The organism is Pseudomonas monachiensis (genome assembly GCF_047345015.1).
Lineage (GTDB): Bacteria > Pseudomonadota > Gammaproteobacteria > Pseudomonadales > Pseudomonadaceae > Aquipseudomonas > Aquipseudomonas monachiensis.
In genome coordinates, this window is the sequence record NZ_CP178857.1 from 474,341 (window position 1) to 492,106 (window position 17,766).

Annotated in this window: 14 protein-coding genes; 12 read left to right on the forward strand and 2 right to left on the reverse strand. The window is 61.1% G+C overall.

Features of this window, described 5'->3' with window-relative positions; all coding sequences use genetic code 11:
* The first annotated feature begins 56 nt into the window (after nucleotides 1-56).
* The 12 genes from ACMDB8_RS02050 (at nucleotide 57) to ACMDB8_RS02105 (ending at nucleotide 15,061) form a co-directional block, all read left to right on the forward strand.
* Nucleotides 57-1,556, forward strand: a complete 1,500-nt coding sequence (locus tag ACMDB8_RS02050) for an NAD(P)H-hydrate dehydratase (RefSeq protein WP_409078570.1) — start codon at nucleotides 57-59, stop codon at nucleotides 1,554-1,556.
* Entirely contained in the window at nucleotides 1,544-2,014 is a 471-nt protein-coding gene (gene tsaE / locus ACMDB8_RS02055) for a tRNA (adenosine(37)-N6)-threonylcarbamoyltransferase complex ATPase subunit type 1 TsaE (protein ID WP_056725465.1), read from the forward strand. Before ACMDB8_RS02050 ends, tsaE begins: the two co-directional genes overlap by 13 nt.
* The gene (locus tag ACMDB8_RS02060; protein WP_056725463.1) at nucleotides 2,015-3,445 is read left to right on the forward strand and encodes an N-acetylmuramoyl-L-alanine amidase; all 1,431 of its coding nucleotides are present in this window, start codon (nucleotides 2,015-2,017) and stop codon (nucleotides 3,443-3,445) included. It abuts the gene before it with no gap.
* Nucleotides 3,442-5,352 (forward strand): DNA mismatch repair endonuclease MutL, encoded by a 1,911-nt coding sequence (gene mutL / locus ACMDB8_RS02065; RefSeq protein ID WP_056725462.1) that lies wholly within the window; start codon nucleotides 3,442-3,444, stop codon nucleotides 5,350-5,352. Before ACMDB8_RS02060 ends, mutL begins: the two co-directional genes overlap by 4 nt.
* Nucleotides 5,352-6,323, forward strand: a complete 972-nt coding sequence (gene miaA, locus ACMDB8_RS02070; RefSeq protein WP_056725461.1) for a tRNA (adenosine(37)-N6)-dimethylallyltransferase MiaA — start codon at nucleotides 5,352-5,354, stop codon at nucleotides 6,321-6,323. The genes mutL and miaA overlap by 1 nt, the downstream gene beginning before the upstream one ends.
* Before the next feature lie 93 nt (nucleotides 6,324-6,416).
* Nucleotides 6,417-6,677, forward strand: a complete 261-nt coding sequence (hfq, locus tag ACMDB8_RS02075) for an RNA chaperone Hfq (protein WP_003221112.1) — start codon at nucleotides 6,417-6,419, stop codon at nucleotides 6,675-6,677.
* A 12-nt stretch (nucleotides 6,678-6,689) separates the two neighbouring features.
* A complete protein-coding gene (hflX, locus tag ACMDB8_RS02080) occupies nucleotides 6,690-7,991 on the forward strand; it encodes a ribosome rescue GTPase HflX (protein ID WP_008048071.1) in 1,302 nt (433 codons plus the stop codon).
* A 96-nt stretch (nucleotides 7,992-8,087) separates the two neighbouring features.
* Nucleotides 8,088-9,263, forward strand: coding sequence for an FtsH protease activity modulator HflK (gene hflK / locus ACMDB8_RS02085; protein ID WP_056725459.1), 1,176 nt, complete (start codon nucleotides 8,088-8,090; stop codon nucleotides 9,261-9,263).
* Entirely contained in the window at nucleotides 9,263-10,132 is an 870-nt protein-coding gene (hflC, locus tag ACMDB8_RS02090; RefSeq protein ID WP_056725458.1) for a protease modulator HflC, read from the forward strand. The genes hflK and hflC overlap by 1 nt, the downstream gene beginning before the upstream one ends.
* A 312-nt stretch (nucleotides 10,133-10,444) precedes the next feature.
* Nucleotides 10,445-11,632 (forward strand): ATP phosphoribosyltransferase regulatory subunit, encoded by a 1,188-nt coding sequence (locus ACMDB8_RS02095; protein WP_056725456.1) that lies wholly within the window; start codon nucleotides 10,445-10,447, stop codon nucleotides 11,630-11,632.
* Between the two features lie 54 nt (nucleotides 11,633-11,686).
* A complete protein-coding gene (locus ACMDB8_RS02100) occupies nucleotides 11,687-12,976 on the forward strand; it encodes an adenylosuccinate synthase (protein WP_409078571.1) in 1,290 nt (429 codons plus the stop codon).
* A gap of 150 nt (nucleotides 12,977-13,126) precedes the next feature.
* Nucleotides 13,127-15,061, forward strand: coding sequence for a methyl-accepting chemotaxis protein (locus tag ACMDB8_RS02105; RefSeq protein WP_409078572.1), 1,935 nt, complete (start codon nucleotides 13,127-13,129; stop codon nucleotides 15,059-15,061).
* A 90-nt stretch (nucleotides 15,062-15,151) separates the two neighbouring features.
* Here ACMDB8_RS02105 and ACMDB8_RS02110 read toward each other — a convergent pair whose 3' ends face one another.
* Both ACMDB8_RS02110 and ACMDB8_RS02115 read right to left on the reverse strand, forming a co-directional pair.
* On the reverse strand, nucleotides 15,152-16,708 hold the full coding sequence (locus ACMDB8_RS02110) for an ABC transporter permease (protein ID WP_409078573.1): 1,557 nt from the start codon (nucleotides 16,706-16,708) through the stop codon (nucleotides 15,152-15,154).
* A complete protein-coding gene (locus tag ACMDB8_RS02115) occupies nucleotides 16,708-17,718 on the reverse strand; it encodes an extracellular solute-binding protein (RefSeq protein ID WP_056725448.1) in 1,011 nt (336 codons plus the stop codon). Before ACMDB8_RS02115 ends, ACMDB8_RS02110 begins: the two co-directional genes overlap by 1 nt.
* Between the last annotated feature and the right edge of the window lie 48 nt (nucleotides 17,719-17,766).

Consider the following 17,766-nt stretch of genomic DNA (forward strand, 5'->3'; position numbering starts at 1 on the left):
GAGAAACCGGAGCTGAGGTGCGTATAATTCTGCCAGACATCGGAGCCCGAAGACGCATGCCGCACACTAAAGATGAATTACCCGACGCGCTGTACAGTGCCGCCCAGGTGCGAGCGCTCGACGCGAGCCTGATCGCCGCCGGCACAGCGGGCTTCGAATTGATGCAGCGCGCGGCGCGGGCGACGTGGCGGGCGCTGGTGCGGCAATGGCCGACCGCGAACGAACTGAGCGTGCTGGCCGGGCATGGCAATAACGCAGGCGACGGCTACCTGGTGGCTGTGTTGGCCCAGCGTGCCGGTTGGTCGGTGCGGGTGCTGGCGGTGGGGGATCCGCAGCGCTTGCAGGGGGATGCGGCGTTGGCCCATGCCGAGGCGGTGTCCGAAAACGTGCTCATCGAGCCCTGGACGGCACAATCCGGATTGCGCGGCATCGTGCTGGATGCTTTGCTTGGCACCGGTCTGAGCGGTGACGTGCGTGATCCCTATGCCAGCGCCATCGTCGCGATCAATGCCAGCGGGCTGCCGGTTGCGGCGGTGGATATTCCGTCAGGGTTGTGTGCGGATACGGGGCGCATCCTTGGTCATGCCGTGCGTGCCGACCTGACGGTCACGTTCATTGGCTTGAAGGTGGGGTTGTTCACCGGCGAGGCGGCCAATGTGGTCGGTGAGCTGGTGTTCAACGACTTGCACGCGGACCCACAGCTAATAGAAGGCGCTGCTTTCTCCGCCCGTCGCCTGACCGCTGCTAATCTGCCGCGTCCAATGGCGCGGGCACAGGCTTCCCACAAAGGTAAGTTCGGCCATGTGTTGCTGATCGGTGGCGACCGTGGGTTGGGTGGCGCGATCCTGCTGAGCGCGCAAAGTGCGCTGCGCAGCGGAGCGGGCATGGTGTCGGTGGCGACCCGCAGCGAACACGTGTCCGCCGCGCTGGCGCGGATCCCCGAGGCGATGGTGCTGGGCACTTCGTCGGCCAATCAATTGATGGGGTTGCTTCAAAAAATTTCTGTGTTGGTTGTCGGCCCGGGGCTGGGCCAGGCTGGATGGGGGCGCAGCTTGTTGTCGGCCGCTGCCAATGCACCGCTGCCGCAAGTCTGGGACGCCGATGCGCTGAACATGTTGGCCGGGGAGCGTGTGAGTTTGCCCGGTAATTGCGTGATCACTCCGCATCCGGGCGAAGCGGCACGCTTGCTTGGGGTGAGCACTGCCGACGTTCAGTCTGACCGTCCCGCCGCAGCCCATGCCTTGAGCAAAAAATATACAGCTGTCGTCATCCTGAAAGGTGCCGGCAGCCTGATCGCCCATCCCGATGGGCGTTTGGCGCTGTGTCATCAGGGGCACCCGGCCATGGCCACCGCCGGTTTGGGCGATGTGCTGGCCGGTCTGGTCGGCGCATTGCTGGCCCAGGGCATGGAGCCATTCGACGCAGCCTGCCTGGCGGTCTGGCTGCACGCCAATGCCGGGGCGCAACAAGGAAAGTCGGGCCGTGGGCTGGCGGCCAGTGATCTGATCCCAGCCATTCGTCAATTGTTGGAGGAGCAAGCACCGTGTCTGAAGTAACCCTGTATCTGGCCGATGAGCTGGCCATGAGCGACTTTGGCGCACGCATTGCCCGAATCACCCAAGGCCATGGCCTGATCTTCCTTGAGGGTAACCTGGGGATGGGCAAAACCACGTTGTCCCGAGGCATCATCCGCGGTCTGGGGCATGTCGGGGCAGTCAAAAGCCCGACCTTTACCCTGGTTGAGCCCTACGAGATCGGCGACATTCGCGCCTTCCATTTCGATTTGTACCGTCTGGTCGATCCGGAAGAGCTAGAGTTCCTCGGTATCCGCGACTACTTCGAAGACGATGCCCTGTGTCTGATCGAATGGCCCGATAAAGGTGCAGGCTTTTTGCCAAAGCCTGACCTGACCATTACCATTAGCCCGCAAGACAGCGGGCGTTCGCTGAAAATTTTATCCCAGGGCTCGCGTGGCGAGGCCTGGTGTGCCGCTTTGGCATTGGAATCCAAATAGATGATGGGGTTAGGTATGCGCTTTCGCGCGTTGGTGGCTGCCGTAGGGGTGTTGTTTTTGGCGGTGACCGTCGACGCTGTGGCCGATTCGAAGGTCAACAGTGTTCGTCTGTGGCGGGCACCGGACAACACGCGACTGGTGTTTGACCTGACCGGCCCGGTGCAACACAGCGTTTTTACCCTGACGGCTCCGGATCGCCTGGTCATCGACATCAATGGCGCGACCCTCGGTGCGCCGCTCAACGTCAATACCTCGAACACTCCGATTACCGCCATGCGCTCGGCCCAGCGCACGCCGACCGACCTGCGGGTGGTCATCGACCTGAAAAAGGCCGTGACGCCGAAAAGCTTCTCCCTGGCACCGAACGCCCAGTACGGCAACCGGTTGGTGGTCGATCTGTTCGATAACGCCGCAGACGCCGCGCCTCCTCCAGCGCCGACACCGTCGGTCGCGACTGTGCCTGCCGTACCGGTCACGCCGACGGAGCCTGCTATCAAATTGCCGCCAGCCCCGGCCGGCAAACGCGACATCATTGTGGTGATCGATGCCGGTCACGGTGGCGAAGATCCGGGGGCTTCCGGCTCCCGAGGCCAGCGCGAGAAAGACGTGGTGCTGCAGATCGCCCGCGAAACCCAACGCCAGGTCAACGGCATGAAAGGCTTCCGCGCCGAACTGACGCGTACCGGCGACTACTTCATTCCGTTGCGCGGCCGTACTGAAATCGCCCGCAAGAAAGGCGCCGACCTTTTCGTCTCGATTCACGCCGACGCCGCGCCGTCTGCCGCTGCATTCGGTGCGTCGGTGTTCGCCTTGTCCGACCGTGGTGCCACCTCGGAGACCGCCCGCTGGCTGGCCGACAGCGAAAACCGTTCCGACCTGATCGGTGGTGCCGGCAACGTCAGCCTCGATGACAAGGACCGCATGCTCGCCGGCGTACTGCTTGACCTGTCGATGACGGCATCCCTGACATCCAGCCTGAACGTTGGCCAGAAAGTCTTGAGCAACATCGGCCGGGTGACACCGCTGCACAAGCAACGGGTTGAGCAGGCCGGGTTCATGGTGCTGAAATCGCCGGACATACCGTCGATCCTGGTGGAAACCGGGTTTATCTCCAACGCCAACGAAGCCTCCAAGCTTGCCGCGTCGAGCCACCAGCAGGCGCTGGCGCGTTCAATCAGCAGCGGCGTGCGCCAGTTCTTCCAGCAGAACCCGCCACCGGGCACTTATATTGCCTGGCTGCGCGACTCCGGCAAGATTGTGCAGGGGCCGCGTGATCACCGCGTCAACCCGGGCGAGACCCTGGCGATGATCGCCGTGCGCTATCAGGTTTCGCCCGCGACCCTGCGCAGCGCCAACAACCTGTCGAACGATGAGCTCAAGATCGGTCAGCACCTGACCATTCCGGGCACTGAACTGGCGGCCAAAGAATGAATCAGGTCGTGAACAACGGCGCGCGAATCGAGCTTCTCAGCCCGCGACTGGCGAACCAGATTGCCGCGGGTGAGGTGGTCGAGCGGCCGGCTTCGGTGATCAAGGAACTGCTGGAAAACAGCCTGGATTCCGGCGCCAAGCGCATCGACGTCGATGTGGAGCAGGGCGGCGTCAAGCTGCTGCGGGTGCGCGACGATGGCAGCGGCATTTCCGCCGATGACCTGCCGCTGGCCCTGGCCCGTCACGCCACCAGCAAGATCCGCAACCTGGAAGACCTCGAACAGGTCATGAGCCTGGGGTTTCGCGGCGAGGCCCTGGCATCGATCAGCTCCGTTGCGCGCCTGACCCTGACTTCCCGCACCCGCGACGCCGATCAGGCCTGGCAGGTCGAGACCGAAGGTCGTGACATGGCGCCCCGCGTGCAGCCTGCGGCCCACCCGGTGGGCACTTCGGTTGAAGTGCGCGACCTGTTCTTCAACACGCCAGCGCGGCGCAAGTTTCTCAAGACCGAAAAAACCGAATTCGATCACCTGCAAGAAGTGATCAGGCGCCTGGCCCTGGCGCGCTTCGATGTGGCGTTCCATCTGCGCCACAACGGCAAGACCATCCTCAGCCTGCACGAGGCCCATGATGATGCGGCCCGTGCCCGGCGCGTGGCGGCGATCTGCGGTCCGGGTTTCCTGGAGCAGGCATTGCCGATCGAAATCGAGCGCAACGGCCTGCATCTATGGGGGTGGGTCGGCTTGCCTACCTTCAACCGCAGCCAGGCCGACCTGCAGTATTTCTTCGTCAATGGCCGTGCGGTGCGCGACAAGCTGGTGGCCCACGCGGTACGCCAGGCCTATCGCGACGTGCTGTTCAACGGTCGGCATCCGACGTTTGTGCTGTTTTTCGAGGTCGATCCGACCGGCGTCGACGTCAACGTGCACCCGACCAAGCACGAAGTGCGCTTCCGTGAAGGGCGCATGGTTCACGATTTCCTCTACGGCACCCTGCACCGCGCCTTGGGCGATGTGCGCCCCGACGATCAGCTGGCAGCGCCGGTCGCCACGGCCATCGTCCGGCCTACCGGCCTTGAAGCCGGTGAATTCGGGCCCCAGGGCGAAATGCGCCTGGCCGCCAATGCGCTGCTGGAACAGCCACAGGCTCAGCCGTCGTTCAATACGCCGGCGGGCTCGGGTTCGGGCGCGGGTTATCAGTATCAATACACGCCGCGACCGCAGTCCGGTGTGCCTGTCGCCGAAGCGCAGGCTGCCTATCGCGAATTTTTTGCGCCGCTGCCCGAGGCCAATGCCGTCGCGCTCCCGGAGGGGCAGGACGACATCCCGCCGCTGGGTTATGCACTGGCCCAACTCAAGGGCATCTACATTCTTTCGGAAAACGCCCAGGGACTGGTGCTGGTGGACATGCATGCCGCCCACGAGCGGATTATGTATGAGCGTTTGAAGGTGGCGATGGCCAGTGAGGGCCTGAGCGGCCAGCCGTTGCTGGTGCCGGAGTCCCTGGCTGTCAGTCAGCGTGAAGCCGATTGCGCCGAGGAACATGTCGCCTGGTTCCAGCGCCTGGGCTTTGAATTGCAGCGCCTGGGCCCGGAAACCCTGGCGATCCGGCAGATCCCGGCACTGCTCAAGCAGGCCGAGGCCAACCGGCTGGTCGCCGACGTCTTGGCTGACCTGATGGAATTCGGCACCAGTGACCGCATTCAGGCGCACCTGAACGAATTGCTCGGGACCATGGCCTGCCACGGCGCGGTTCGTGCGAATCGGCGCCTGGCCTTGCCGGAAATGAACGGTCTGCTGCGTGACATGGAAAACACCGAACGCAGCGGTCAATGCAACCATGGCCGACCGACCTGGACCCAACTGGGCCTGGACGATCTGGACAAACTGTTCTTGCGCGGTCGTTGATGAGCCAGTTCCCACCTGCGATTTTCCTGATGGGCCCGACCGCCGCCGGCAAGACTGACCTGGCCATCGAGCTCACAAAGGTCCTGCCTTGCGAGTTGATCAGCGTCGATTCGGCGCTGGTCTACCGTGGCATGGACATCGGCACCGCCAAGCCCTCCAAAGAGTTGCTGGCGCAATACCCGCATCGTCTGATCGACATTCTCGACCCGGCCGAGAGCTATTCGGCCGCGGATTTCCGCCGTGACGCTCTGGAAGCCATGGCCGATATCACCGCGCGCGGAAAAATTCCGCTGTTGGTGGGCGGCACGATGCTCTATTACAAGGCTTTGGTTGAAGGTCTGGCGGATATGCCGGCCGCCGATCCCGAGGTCCGCGCGCAAATCGAAGAAGAGGCTGAGCGCCTTGGCTGGCAAGCCTTGCACGACCAGTTGGCGGTCATTGACCCGGTTTCCGCGGCGCGGATTCATCCGAACGATCCGCAGCGTTTGAGTCGAGCACTGGAAGTTTATCGTGTCAGCGGTCAGAGCATGACTGCCCTGCGTTTGCAACAAAGTGCGCAAAGTACTGAAGCAGCCGCTTCGGGACACCAACAATTGCCCTATACTGTCGCGAACTTGGCCATTGCTCCGGCAAATCGTCAGGTACTTCACGAGCGAATTAAACAAAGATTCACTTTAATGTTGGAACAGGGATTCATTGACGAGGTCGTAGCCCTGCGTAATAGAGGTGACCTGCATGCCGGGATGCCGTCTATACGTGCAGTAGGCTACCGCCAGGTCTGGGACTACCTGGATGGCAAGCTGACGTCAGCCGAGATGCAGGAGCGTGGAATCATTGCCACGCGCCAATTGGCGAAACGCCAGTTCACCTGGCTGCGCAGTTGGACTGATCTGCATTGGCTGGACAGTCTGGATTGCGACAATCTGCCGCGCGCCTTGAAATACCTTGGGACCATCTCCATATTGAGCTGAGTCCTTGCAATTGCCGTCTATCCTTGGGGGTGTGGCGGCCAAAGCCATCTGATTACCTATTTTTTATATTGAATCCTTAAAGGAGTGCGGCACATGTCAAAAGGGCATTCGCTACAAGACCCTTACTTGAATACTTTACGTAAAGAGAAAGTTGGGGTGTCCATCTACCTGGTCAACGGTATCAAGCTGCAAGGCACGATCGAGTCTTTCGACCAGTTCGTTATCCTGCTGAAAAACACCGTAAGCCAGATGGTCTACAAACACGCTATCTCTACAGTGGTGCCGGTTCGTCCAATTCGTCTGCCTAGCGCAACCGAATCCGATGCAGGTGACGCTGAGCCAGGTAACGCCTGATAGGAGTCTCCTTTGTTCTTTGAGCGCCACGGTGGTGGTGAGCGAGTCATCCTCGTTCACTTGGATGGACAGGACCCTGAGGCGCGCGAAGATCCGCAGGAGTTTCAGGAACTGGCTAATTCGGCGGGTGCCGAGACCGTTGCGTTTTTTAACGTGCCGCGTCATCGGCCAACCGCCAAGACCCTGATTGGCAGTGGCAAGGTCGAGGAACTGCGCGACCTGGTCAAAGCCGAGCAGGCCGATCTGGTGATTTTCAATCACATCCTCACACCCAGTCAGGAACGTAACCTCGAACGTGTTTTCGAGTGTCGCGTGATCGACCGTACCGGTTTGATTCTCGATATTTTCGCCCAGCGCGCCCGTACCCATGAAGGCAAGCTCCAGGTCGAACTGGCCCAGCTTGACCACATGAGCACCCGGCTGGTTCGTGGCTGGACTCACCTTGAGCGCCAAGGTGGCGGTATCGGTATGCGTGGCCCGGGTGAAACCCAGCTGGAAACCGACCGCCGTTTGCTACGGGTTCGCCTGCGGCAGATCAAGGGGCGGCTGGAGAAAGTGCGCAGCCAGCGCGAACAGTCGCGCCGTGGCCGATCGCGTGCGGATATTCCTACCGTGTCGCTAGTGGGGTACACCAACGCCGGTAAGTCCACGCTCTTCAATAACGTGACGAAATCCGACGTCTACGCAGCTGACCAATTGTTTGCCACGTTGGACCCGACCCTGCGTCGTCTGGATATAGACGACCTGGGGCCGATTGTCCTGGCGGACACTGTGGGTTTCATTCGCCACTTGCCCCACAAGCTGGTCGAAGCATTTCGGTCTACCCTCGAAGAGTCGAGCAACTCCGATCTGTTGTTGCACGTGATCGATGCGGCCGAACCGGATCGCATGTTGCAGATCGAGCAGGTAATGGTGGTGCTCGGCGAGATTGGTGCTCAGGACTTGCCGATCCTCGAGGTCTATAACAAACTCGATTTGCTTGAAGGCGTTGAGCCACAAATCCAGCGCGACGAAAACGGCAAGCCCCAACGGGTCTGGCTGTCGGCGCGTGATGGCAGTGGTCTGGAATTGCTTGAGCAAGCCATTGCCGAGTTACTGGGCAGTGATTTGTTTGTCGGTACCTTGCGCTTGCCGCAACGATTCGCTCGACTGCGTGCGCAGTTCTTCGAACTCGGTGCGGTGCAGAAAGAAGAACACGACGAAGAAGGCATCAGTTTGCTGGCCGTTCGTTTGCCCCGGGTCGAGTTGAATCGACTGGTAAGCCGCGAGGGATTGCAGCCGATGGAATTCATCGAGCAACACACTTTGCAATAAAAGCCTGAGAAAGCGGTTGTGCCGTGGTGACAGGCATTCTGTAGCATTGGTCGGCGCGCCGTGGGTGCGTCTTTGCTTTATCAGATGGAGAGCGCTATGGCTTGGAATGAGCCGGGTGGCAACTCGAATAATCAGGATCCTTGGGGTGGCAAGCGTCGTAACAACGGCGATCGCAAGGGGCCACCGGATCTCGACGAGGCCTTCCGAAAGCTGCAGGAAAGCCTGAACGGTTTGTTCGGTGGCGGTAAGAAACGTGGTGGTGACGATGGTGGTGGTCCGGGCAAGAGTGGCGGCTTTGGCGGCCTGCTCGGCATCGGCCTGGTCGTGTTGGCCGCCGTTTGGCTGTACAGCGCGGTTTATGTCGTCGACGAGCAGGAGCAAGCTGTAGTGCTGCGCTTCGGCAAGTACTACGAAACCGTGGGGCCGGGCCTGAATATCTACTTCCCGCCGATCGACAAGAAGTACATGGAAAACGTCACGCGTGAGCGTGCCTATACCAAGCAGGGCCAGATGCTGACTGAAGACGAGAACATCGTCGAAGTGCCGCTGACCGTGCAGTACAAGATCAGCAACCTGCAGGACTTCGTGCTGAGCGTCGATCAGCCGGAAATCAGCCTGCAGCACGCGACCGACAGCGCCTTGCGCCATGTGGTGGGTTCCACCGCGATGGACCAGGTCCTGACCGAGGGTCGTGAGTTGATGGCCAGCGAGATCAAGGAGCGTCTGCAACGCTTCATGGACACCTATCGCACCGGTATCACCGTTACCCAGGTCAACGTACAGAGCGCAGCGGCACCGCGTGAAGTCCAGGAAGCCTTCGATGACGTGATCCGTGCCCGTGAAGACGAGCAGCGTTCGCGCAACCAGGCCGAAACCTATGCCAACGGCGTCGTGCCGGAAGCTCGTGGTCAGGCCCAGCGTATCCTTGAGGATGCCAACGGTTACCGTGACGAGACTGTCTCGCGCGCCAAGGGTGAGGCCGATCGCTTCACCAAGCTGGTCGCCGAGTACCGCAAGGCCCCTGAAGTCACCCGCCAGCGTCTGTACCTGGACACCATGCAGGAAGTCTTCACCAACACCAGCAAGGTTCTCGTGACCGGCAACAAGAACGGCCAGAACAACCTGCTGTACTTGCCGCTGGACAAGATGGTCGAAAGTGGTCGCAGCACCAGCACTCCGGTGACCAGTGCGGCAGCCACCAGCAATGAAGCGAATGCGCGTGCGGCAGCTGATCTGCAGCAACAGCAAGCACGTACCAGGGAGAGTCGCTGATGAGCAATAAATCGCTGATCGCCCTTATTGTCGGCGTCGTCGTGGCGATCGCTGCCTGGAACTGCTTCTACATCGTGGCTCAGACCGAGCGTGCGGTGTTGCTGCAGTTCGGTCGCGTGGTCCAGACCGATGTTCAGCCAGGCTTGCATGTGAAAGTGCCTTACGTTAACCAGGTGCGTAAATTCGACGCACGCCTGATGACGCTGGATGCACCGACACAACGCTTCCTGACGCTGGAAAAGAAAGCCGTGATGGTCGATGCCTACGCCAAGTGGCGCGTGAAGGACGCAGAGCGTTACTACACCGCGACTTCCGGTCTCAAGCAGATCGCCGACGAGCGTCTGTCCCGTCGTCTGGAATCGGGCCTGCGTGACCAGTTCGGTAAGCGCACCCTGCACGAAGTGGTGTCGGGTGAGCGTGATGCGCTGATGGCGGATATCACGGCTTCGCTGAACAAGATGGCCGAGAAAGAGCTGGGCATCGAAGTGGTCGATGTTCGGGTCAAGACCATCGACCTGCCCAAAGAAGTGAACCGCAGCGTGTTCGAACGTATGAGCACCGAGCGTGAGCGTGAAGCTCGCGAGCACCGCGCCAAGGGTAACGAGCTGGCCGAAGGCATTCGTGCCGACGCCGATCGTCAACGTCGCGTGCTACTGGCTGAAGCCTATCGTGAATCCGAAGAGGTTCGCGGTGACGGCGATGCCCAGGCAGCTGCGATCTACTCCAAGGCCTACGGTCAGGATCAGGAGTTCTACGCGTTCTACCGTAGCCTGCGAGCCTACCGTGAAAGCTTCGCGAACAAATCCGACGTATTGGTCCTCGACCCAAGCAGCGACTTCTTCCACTACCTGGAAAAAGCCAAGCCTTGATACGGCGTTGACCTGATTTATCCCCCGCCGGGCGGCTAAAACCTCTGGCGGGGTGATCCTTTGGGAAAACGTGTGTATGATGCGGCAGCCGGGAAATTCCCGGCTTTTTTGCGTCTGCATGTTTGATTGCTGTTTTAAAGCAGATGCCGGGCCGATTGGCTCGACAGTTTTTCGAGGAAAGTGGTTGGCGAAGCCGGTAGAAGGGCTTTTCGCTCCGTCGCTCATGCGCGTGGTTTGTGCGCAAGCCGATCATTTTCTGCTTCACTCAAGGCTCGCCGACAGGCTGGTCGCCCGGAGATAGGGGAAGGCGTAATGGCAACGGTAGACCGCTGGCTTCTGCCAGATGGCATCGAAGAAGTACTGCCACCGGAAGCTGCGCGCATTGAAGTCGCGCGTCGTCAGGTGTTGGATCTGTTCCAGGGCTGGGGTTACGAGTTTGTCGTGACTCCCCATATCGAGTACCTGGAATCCCTGCTGACCGGCGCGGGCCAGGACCTGGATCTGCGCACCTTCAAGGTCATCGACCCGCAATCGGGCCGTCAGATGGGTTTCCGTGCCGACATCACGCCGCAAGTGGCGCGCATCGATGCGCATACCCTGCGTCGTGAAGGTCCAAGCCGCCTGTGCTATGCCGGTAGTGTCCTGCACGCTCAGCCTCGCGCCTTGTCGTCCTCGCGCAGCCCGATTCAACTGGGTGCCGAGTTGTACGGCGACGGCAGTCCGAGCAGCGACGTCGAAGTCATCAGCCTGATGCTGGCCATGCTGCAACTGGCCGATGTGCCGGATGTGCACATGGACCTCGGCCATGTCGGTATCTACCGTGGCCTGGCCCGTGCCGCCGGTTTGTCCGGTGAAGTCGAGCAGCAGTTGTTCGATGCCTTGCAACGTAAGGCCATCGACGAGGTCATTACCTTGACCGAAGGCTTGCCTGCCGATCTGTCGGGCATGCTGCGGGCGCTGGTCGACCTGTGTGGCGGTCGTGAAGTGCTGGCTGCAGCCCGCGAGCGTCTGGCCAAGGCGCCGGCACCTGTTCTGGCCGCGCTGGACGACTTGCTGGCGATTGCCGAGCGGCTGTCCGTGCGTTTCCCTGAGCTGCCGCTGTATTTCGACCTGGGCGAGCTGCGTGGCTACCACTACCACACCGGTGTGGTGTTCGCCGTGTTCGTGCCGGGTGTTGGCCAGTCCATTGCCCAGGGCGGTCGCTACGACGACATCGGCGCCGACTTCGGTCGCGCCCGTCCGGCAACCGGCTTCTCCACCGATTTGAAAACCCTGGTGACCCTGGGGCGTGCTGAGATCGAGCTACCGTCTGGCGGTATCTGGATGCCTGACAGTACGGATGCGGCACTCTGGCAGCAGGTTTGCCAGTTGCGCAGTGAGGGTCAGCGTGTCGTTCAGGCCTTGCCTGGACAACCTTTGGCCGCCGCCCGTGAAGCGGACTGCGACCGGCAATTGATTCAGCAGAACGGGCTTTGGCAAGTATCGCCACTGGCTTCTTGAGTTTTCCTGCCGGCTGCTGCCGGCACCAAGTTTGCGCGAATGAGGACAAGTGTTATGGGTAAGAATGTCGTAGTCCTGGGCACCCAATGGGGTGATGAGGGCAAAGGCAAGATCGTTGATCTGCTGACCGAACATGCTGCCGCCGTAGTGCGTTACCAAGGTGGCCACAACGCTGGCCACACTCTGGTGATCGACGGCGAGAAGACCGTCTTGCACCTGATCCCGTCGGGCGTGCTGCGCGAAGGCGTGCAGTGCCTGATCGGCAACGGCGTGGTGGTTGCACCTGACGCCCTGCTGCGCGAGATCACCAAGCTGGAAGAAAAAGGTGTGCCGGTGCGCGAGCGCCTGCGTATCAGCCCGTCCTGCCCGCTGATCCTGTCCTTCCACGTAGCGCTGGACCAGGCTCGTGAAAAGGCCCGTGGCGAGCTGAAGATCGGTACCACCGGTCGCGGCATCGGCCCGGCCTACGAAGACAAGGTTGCACGTCGTGGCCTGCGTGTGGGCGACCTGCTCAACATGCCGCGCTTTGAAGACAAGCTGCGTGAACTGGTGGATTACCACAACTTCATGCTGGTGGGTTACTACAAAGAGTCAGCCATCGAATTCGACAAGACCCTGGCCGAATGCAAAGAATACGCTGAGCTGCTCAAGCCGCTGATGCTCGACGTGACTGCCGAGTTGCACGACCTGCGTCGCGCTGGCAAGGACATCATGTTCGAAGGCGCCCAGGGTTCGTTGCTGGACATCGACCATGGCACCTACCCGTACGTGACCAGCTCTAATACCACCGCTGGCGGCGTTGCTACCGGTTCGGGTGTTGGCCCCATGTTCCTGGACTACATCCTGGGCATCACCAAGGCTTACACCACGCGTGTAGGTTCGGGTCCATTCCCGACGGAGCTGTTCGACGAAGTCGGCGCGCACCTGGCTAAACAAGGTCACGAGTTCGGCGCGACTACCGGCCGTGCTCGTCGTTGTGGCTGGTTCGACGCTGTTATCCTGCGTCGCGCTATCGATGTGAACAGCATCTCGGGCATCTGCCTGACCAAGCTGGACGTGCTTGACGGTCTGGAAACCATCAACATCTGCGTCGGCTACAAAGATGCAGAAGGCAAGGCCGTTGCCCCGACTGATGCTGACAGCTACGTGGGCCTGCAGCCTGTGTACGAAGAAGTGCCGGGCTGGACCGAGTCGACCGTGGGCGCCAAAACCCTGGAAGAGCTGCCAGCTAACGCTCGTGCTTACATCAAGCGCGTCGAAGAGCTGATCGGCGCGCCGATCGACATTATTTCGACGGGCCCGGACCGCAACGAAACGATCGTCCTGCGCCATCCGTTTGCTTGATAAGTTGTTGATGTAAAATACAAAGGCCCCTTAATTGGGGCCTTTGTCGTTTATGCCTGTTGGACGGCATGACCTTTGCTATTAGCTTTGCCTAAAACGTCACTTTTGGCGTGCCATCAATTTAATGGCGCTTTTGCAGAGGGATATCAAGTGTCGGCCGTTCTCTCATTGTTACAAAGCCGTTTGTTGCGGCCCGTGTTCGTTACCCTTGGTATCGCCCTTTTGGTGCAGGTGCTGGTAGCTGTCGCTCTGACCCGGAGCACGGTGACCGCGCTGGAGGCCGATCTGGGCATGCGCCTGGGTGCGGACAGCCAAAAGCTTTCCGCTGAGCTTGAGCAGGCGGGGCGCGAAGTCACGTCGAGCCTCGACAGTCTCTCCACCAGTACCCGCCAGCGCCTGACGGCCGGTTTGTCCTCGCGACTGAAGGACGAGCAGGCGCAGTTGCGCGCAACGCTGGAAAAAGACCTGAAGGACTCCGCCGGCGACATGGCGCAGCTTCTGGCTTCCGTCGCGCCCCGCGCCATGTGGGACAACGACGTTCCGACACTTTCCGAGTTCGCTCGCCGCGCCCAGCGCAATCCCAACGTGCTGTTCGTGGTGTATGACGACGCCACCGGCCAGCACCTGACGCGCTACCTCAACCGGGAAAACCCGATCAACAAGGCGTTGCTGGAAAAAGGCCAGGGCGAGCGTGCGCTGGACAAGGTGCTGGATGCGGCGAAGAACGATCCTTCGGTGTTCTACATCGAGGCCCCGATCAATCCTAACGGCGTAGAAATCGGCAAAGTCCTGATGGGGGTCTCGACCGCTTCGGTGGAGACTGACTTGGCGGCCCTCGACAAGCGCTTCTCGGCCTTGATCGCCAGCAGCGATCAACTGGTGGGTGACAGCCTCAAGGGCGCGGCCGCCGACAGCGCCACGGCCATGCGCTCGCGCCTGCAGTCGGCGCAGTCCACGGCGGCTGAAATGAAGGCCAATACCACCAGCACCGTGCAGGAAGCCGCTACGACATTGCGCTGGCGCATCGGCGTGTGTCTGGCGGTGGTGGGTTTTGGTGTCCTGCTGTTGTTGGCGGTGGTACTCGGTCGCCGAGTGGTCAATCGCCTGAAAATGCTGATCGTTGCCATGGATGACCTGGCGGCGGGCGAGGGTGATCTGACCAAGCGTGTGCAGATCAACAGCAAGGATGAAATCGGCGACATGGCCTCGGCGGTCAATCGCTTTGTGGATAAGTTGCAGCCCATCGTGCGCGAGGCCGGTGATGTAGCCCAGCGTACCGGCGTGGAAATCGGTGCCATGACTTTGCGCAACGCCGGTGCGGATGCGGCGGCTGGCATGCAGCGTGATGAGGTGGCGGAAAGTTTGCGCGCCTTGTCGCAAATGGCTGATGAGGCCCAGTCGGAAAGCCACGCCATGCAGGCGGCGCTGAAACAGGTGGTGGATATTCGTCAGGCGACTGACGAAAACACCCGGACCTCGGCGAAAGTCGGCAGCCTGATCGAGGCGTTGGCGGGTCAGGTCAACACTGGCGCCCAGGTGATCGAGCGTCTGGCGCAGCAAAGTGAGCAGATTGAGGTGGTGCTGACAGTGATTCACGGGATCGCCGAGCAAACCAACCTGCTGGCGCTGAACGCGGCGATTGAAGCGGCGCGTGCCGGCGAGACCGGGCGCGGGTTTGCCGTGGTGGCCGATGAGGTACGGGCGCTGGCGAGCAAGACACAAAGCTCCACCGGCGATATTCAGGCGCACATCGTCGCGTTGCAGCAAGGCGCGCGTGAAGCGGTGGCGGCGATTGGTCAGGCCGGGCGCCAGGCCAATGAGGGTTTGCTGGTGCTGCGCGACAGTGCGCGGTTGCAGCAGTCGGTGCAGGCATCGGTCGAGCAGGTCCATACGGCGATCGGTCTGGCCACCCAGGCGGCGGCGCATCAGGCGCAGGGCGCGCAGGCAGTGCGGGGGCGGGTCCAGACCATTCACGCCCAGGCCGAGAAGGCGGCGCAGGCAGTGGTGGAGACCACGGCGAGCGGTAAGGTGCTCGATGGTCTGGCGGCGCAGTTGAAGGCGAGTCTGGGGCAGTTCAGGGCTTAAAAGATCAAAAGATCGCAGCCTTCGGCAGCTCCTACAGGGGGCTTTGCGTTTCTCTGTAGGAGCTGCCGAAGGCTGCGATCTTTTGCTTTGTCAGCGGCTTAGATACATCCGGGTCGTCAGCAGATAGACCGGCAACCCCGACACCACTATCAACAACGCCGCATAGGGCGCCGCCGCCGCAAACTCCACGTTCGCGGTATGCGCCCAGACTTCCGTCGCCAGCGTGTTGAGTCCGGTTGGACTCAACAGCAAGGTCGCCGTCAGTTCCTTCATCGCATCCAGGAACACCAGGGCAAAAGCCGCCCCCAGCGCCGGGAAAATAATCGGCAGTGTCACTCGGCAGAAAGCACTGAATGACGAGGCGCCCAATGTGCGTGCCGCCTCCTCAAGTTGTGGCGCCGCCTTGTTCAGGGCGGTGCGGATCGGCGCCTGGGCCAGTGGCAGAAACAGCAGGGCATAGGCGATCAGCAGCAATGCCGAAGTCTGGTAAAGCATCGGCACGTAGTGCAGGGCGAAATACACCAGAGTCAGGGCAATGACCAGTCCCGGCAGCGCATGCAGCAGATACGGCAGACGCTCGGCCCAGATCGCCAGCCGGCCTTTGTGGCGCACGACCAACAGGCCGACTGGAACCGCCAGCACCAGGCACAGCGCCGCGCCACCCAGCGACAGTGCTAGGGATGACAGCAATGCTTCGCCAATTGCCGCCGCGGGAAAGGCTGCCGATGATCCCACCGCAAGCCAATAGGCCAGCATGCCCAGCGGAATCCCGCTGCCAATGATTGCCAGCAGCAGGCAGTAAAACTGTCCCGCCATGGCCCATGGGCCCAGTTGAACCTGTTCCGCGCGTCGCGCCGCACCCTGGCCGGTGCGCACGTGTCGACCCTTGCCGCGCACGCGCAACTCCAGCCACAGCAGTGTCAGGCACAACATCAGCAGTACGGCGGAGAGCATTGCCGCGTTGGCATTGCTGAACTCCAGTTCGAACTGTTGATAGATCGCCGTGGTGAAGGTTTGCAGGCCGATGATCGACAAGGCGCCGAACTCCACCAGCATGTGCAGGGCAATCAGCAGCGAACCCGCCAGCAGCGAAGGCCAGAGCAGGGGCAGGGTGACCTTGAAAAATACGCCCCAACGATTCTGCCCCAGCGTGCGCGCGGACTCTTCGAGGGATGGGTCAAGGTTGCGCAGTGTTGCCGCCACGGGCAGGAAAATCAGCGGGTACTTGGACAGGCTCATTACCAGGATAGCCCCGCCAAGTCCCTCGAAATGAGCGCTGAGGGAAACCCAGGTGAAGCTGCTGACAAAGGCTGGAACGGCGAACGGCAGGCAGAGGATCACGCCCCACAATCGTCGACCCGGCAGATTACTGCGCTCCAGCAACCAGGCCAGCGACAGGCCGATTACCCCGCAAACAGCGGTGACCCCAATCATCAGTGCGAGTGTGTTGCGCAGCAAGCCGAACACATAAGGTCGCCAAAGCAAATGCAGCGCTTGTGCCCAGCCCGCCTGCCAGGCTTTCAGGCCGACATACAGCAGAGGCAGGAGACTGAGCGCCACCAGCAGCAACACAGGCAATATCAGCCAGATAGACGGCCGCTTGCGCCGTGGTGCGCAGGCGTGATGCGCGGACAGTGAGGCACCCATCAATTCAGGCCAACATCGCGTTCCAGGTCCAGCGCTTCTTCGGCGTTGCCGAGGTCGGCAGGCGTGACTTTTGGTGCTTCCAGTTCGCTGAATGGCTTGAGCCCGCGATCTGATTCCATGCCTTTGTGCAGCGGGTATTCGGCGGTGGTCTGGGTGATCACGCGCTGGCCTTCTTCACTGGCCATGTAGGCGAGCAATTGCTGGGCTTCTTTTGGATGTTTGCTGGATTTCAGGACGGCAGCGCTGGAAACGGTGATCAGCCCACCGACATCGCCGCCAGTGAAGTAATGCAGCTTCGAATCGAGCTGGCCTTTTTCACGCTGCAGGGCGAACCAGTAGTAATTGTTCACCAGCACGGTGGCGACTTCGCCATTTTCCACCGCTTTCAATGCAACCATGTTGTTGCTGTAGGTCTTGCCGAATGCGCGCAGACCAGTCAGCCACTCTTCGGCTGCGTCCATGCCGTGGACCTTGATGATCGCCACCGCTTGTTCCTGGAAAGCGCCGCTGGTAGGAACGAAACCGACCTTGCCTTGCCATTTCGGATCGGAGAACTCCATCACCGAGGTCGGCAGGTCTTTTTCATCGATCAGCTTGGGGTTGAACGCAACGACGCGCACCCGGGCGGTCACGCCAATCCAGGTGCCGTTGCCAGCGACGTATTCCTTTGGCAGAACGGCCAGCGTGGCGTCATCCGTCTTGGCCAGCAGGCCTTGTTCGCCGAGTTTGTTCAGTGGCGGCGATTCTTCGGTGTAGATCACGTCGGCGGGGGAGCGATCGCCTTCTTCGACGATCTGGCTGGCGAGCTGGTTGCTACTGCCTTTGCGCACATTGACGTGGATCCCGGTCTTGGCTTCGAAGGCTTTGGCGACTGCGTCGCCGACTTCTTTGTGCTGGCCGTTGTAGAGGGTCAGGGCAACCGGGTCGGCGGCTTGGGTGAGGGGAGTGGCGAGTGCCAGGCCGAGGAGGGTGGTGATCAGGCCGCGGCGCAGGGTATTTCGAAACATCATTCGCAGGGTTCCTCACTGTCACATTGCAAAAACTTGTAACAATGATAA

What these genes read in the sequence shown, in the direction of transcription:
- hflK (WP_056725459.1), top strand. Translation starts at nt 8,088, where the DNA reads ATGGCTTGGAATGAGCCGGGTGGCAACTCGAATAATCAGGATCCTTGG.
- mutL (WP_056725462.1), top strand. Translation starts at nt 3,442, where the DNA reads ATGAATCAGGTCGTGAACAACGGCGCGCGAATCGAGCTTCTCAGCCCG.
- hflC (WP_056725458.1), top strand. Translation starts at nt 9,263, where the DNA reads ATGAGCAATAAATCGCTGATCGCCCTTATTGTCGGCGTCGTCGTGGCG.
- ACMDB8_RS02050 (WP_409078570.1), top strand. Translation starts at nt 57, where the DNA reads ATGCCGCACACTAAAGATGAATTACCCGACGCGCTGTACAGTGCCGCC.
- ACMDB8_RS02095 (WP_056725456.1), top strand. Translation starts at nt 10,445, where the DNA reads ATGGCAACGGTAGACCGCTGGCTTCTGCCAGATGGCATCGAAGAAGTA.
- ACMDB8_RS02100 (WP_409078571.1), top strand. Translation starts at nt 11,687, where the DNA reads ATGGGTAAGAATGTCGTAGTCCTGGGCACCCAATGGGGTGATGAGGGC.
- ACMDB8_RS02115 (WP_056725448.1), bottom strand. Translation starts at nt 17,718, where the DNA reads ATGATGTTTCGAAATACCCTGCGCCGCGGCCTGATCACCACCCTCCTC.
- ACMDB8_RS02110 (WP_409078573.1), bottom strand. Translation starts at nt 16,708, where the DNA reads ATGGGTGCCTCACTGTCCGCGCATCACGCCTGCGCACCACGGCGCAAG.
- miaA (WP_056725461.1), top strand. Translation starts at nt 5,352, where the DNA reads ATGAGCCAGTTCCCACCTGCGATTTTCCTGATGGGCCCGACCGCCGCC.
- ACMDB8_RS02060 (WP_056725463.1), top strand. Translation starts at nt 2,015, where the DNA reads ATGATGGGGTTAGGTATGCGCTTTCGCGCGTTGGTGGCTGCCGTAGGG.
- hfq (WP_003221112.1), top strand. Translation starts at nt 6,417, where the DNA reads ATGTCAAAAGGGCATTCGCTACAAGACCCTTACTTGAATACTTTACGT.